The organism is Ancylothrix sp. D3o (assembly GCF_025370775.1).
Lineage (GTDB): Bacteria > Cyanobacteriota > Cyanobacteriia > Cyanobacteriales > Oscillatoriaceae > Ancylothrix.
Genome location: NZ_JAMXEX010000109.1, coordinates 1 through 1,829, shown reverse-complemented (window position 1 = coordinate 1,829; position 1,829 = coordinate 1). Strand labels below are relative to the sequence as shown.

Here is a 1,829-nt window from a genome sequence, read left to right as displayed (position 1 = left end):
GTGGTTGCAGGATTTGTGGAGATTGCGAAGCTTAAAATTCCTAATGCACCCCAGGCAATAGTATTGGGTTTCATGGTGTGGGGCCTTTAATTGCTTTTTCCAGGTGTTTGTGGACTTTCCAATCTAATTGGCCATTTAGGTATCTCTCAAAATGACCGTGAGGCCCTGAAGAACCAAGGAAGGTAGGGCCGATTAAACCAATAACACTTCCTTTTTCTACAAAATCACCGACTTTAAATGGACGCACCGAATCACGATCTAAATGAACATACCGATAAATTTCATCGGAGGAAGTTGATTTAATTCCTAGGATTCCGCCAACAGGAGAATCGGGCTTGACCTCATTAACTGTCCCTCCCTCAATTGCAAGCACCGGCCAACCCGGAGTAGCGCTATAGTCAACACCGACGTGTTTGCGGGTGCAGGCTCCTAAAGGCCGGCAATCACCGGGGATACTAGCGGCCACCGCATCTTTTCCTGATATTCCAGCGAGAGGGAAAACAGGTGGCCCATGTAATAAAATTGACGATTGCTGTTTTGAAGAAGGACCTGGTGGCGGGGGAGTTGGATTTACTATTGAGCGTAATATTTGAGCCGGTGGTAAATTTTCTATTTTTTCCCAAGTTGGCGCCGGCAATAATTGCAATCCAACCAAACAGACAATCAGAATAGCTGCCTTTTTCTCAGCAGAGTTAATTTCAAGAGAACTTGGCGGTGCCGGTGAATATTGGGGAGAGACTACTGGTTGGGGTGGTGCCGGTGGATGTGGCGGGGATGTTGGGGGATAGTAGGGAGGCGGTGGGTATGAATATGGCGGTGGCGGGGATGTTGGGGGATAGTAGGGAGGCGGTGGGTATGAATATGGCGGTGGCGGTGCGGTTGGATATGGATGTGCCGGTGGTGGTGGATATGAATGTGTTGGTGGATATGCCGGGGGTGGCGCTGTTGGTGGTGGCGATGGTGGCGGTGGATGTGGCGTACCCGGTGGTGCCGGTGGATATGGCGGAGATGCTGGATATTGTGGTGCCGACGGTAGCGGATATTGATAATCGTCTGGGTGATGGGGGTTTCGGGATGCCGGCATCGATGCTGAGGAATCTTCTGCTGCACTATCACTACGCGGTGACTCTGGTATTTCTGTGGGGGATGTCGGTGGAACTGTTGGTGGAGTACCTTCATAAGTTGTCTCCACAGTAAATTTAAGTTTCATTTCTTATCTCTATTATCCTTGCAAAGATCAATTGTTCTGCCAAAGAAATCTGATATTGCACACGCTGCTTTTGCATCTTTTCTCGGACTACCGCCGGGTAAATTATCAGTATTGGGGGGAGTAGAACTTTGAATTGATTTAATACCATTTCTTGCTGATTCCTCCCCCAGATAAGTTAGTCGTCCTGGTTTCAGTAAGTTCAAAATGAATGAACTTATTGCAATGACGACTAACGTTTTCATCGTGGGATTCAGACAACTCCACCACCTTTTGACAGTTTCCATTATCGCGCACCAAATTGAGGCCGGTGTAGTGGAATTCGTTTTTGTAGCTTTTGCTTGAGGAGAAGTCAACCCCCGCCACCCAATTGCAAAAACCAGCCATAAAGTAAACAGAAACCCAATAACGGCAAAGATTGTTTCTGCACTCTTAATGCGGCTGTTTAACGAGTGCCTTAAACATTCCACCGGCATGAGACCGGAATAGCTTAGGATTACGGGAACTGTAATTGCTCAGCGGTTCTTTGACAACAACAGTTTTTGGGGAGCATCCCGTTTTTGCAAGTGTACCAGACTGTGGTACAATAAATTATATTTCACTCACATAAATGTAACCTCTG

At 47.3% G+C, this 1,829-nt stretch carries 3 protein-coding genes; 1 reads left to right on the top strand and 2 read right to left on the bottom strand.

Annotated elements, in window-relative coordinates; genetic code table 11:
• Positions 1–70: 70 nt before the first annotated feature.
• Positions 71–655 carry a M23 family metallopeptidase gene (locus NG798_RS27515; RefSeq protein WP_261226908.1) on the bottom strand — a complete coding sequence of 195 codons (585 nt, stop codon included), beginning with the start codon at positions 653–655 and terminating at the stop codon, positions 71–73.
• Positions 656–714: 59 nt separating this feature from the next.
• Here NG798_RS27515 and NG798_RS27510 point away from each other — a divergent pair, with 59 nt between their 5' ends.
• On the top strand, positions 715–1,197 hold the full coding sequence (locus NG798_RS27510) for a hypothetical protein (RefSeq protein WP_261226907.1): 483 nt from the start codon (positions 715–717) through the stop codon (positions 1,195–1,197).
• Positions 1,198–1,348: 151 nt separating this feature from the next.
• Here NG798_RS27510 and NG798_RS27505 read toward each other — a convergent pair whose 3' ends face one another.
• A complete protein-coding gene (locus NG798_RS27505) occupies positions 1,349–1,594 on the bottom strand; it encodes a hypothetical protein (RefSeq protein ID WP_261226906.1) in 246 nt (81 codons plus the stop codon).
• Positions 1,595–1,829 lie beyond the last annotated feature (235 nt).

Excerpts from the sequence above, each read along its gene's own strand:
- NG798_RS27505 (WP_261226906.1), bottom strand. The coding sequence starts at position 1,594 with ATGGCTGGTTTTTGCAATTGGGTGGCGGGGGTTGACTTCTCCTCAAGC.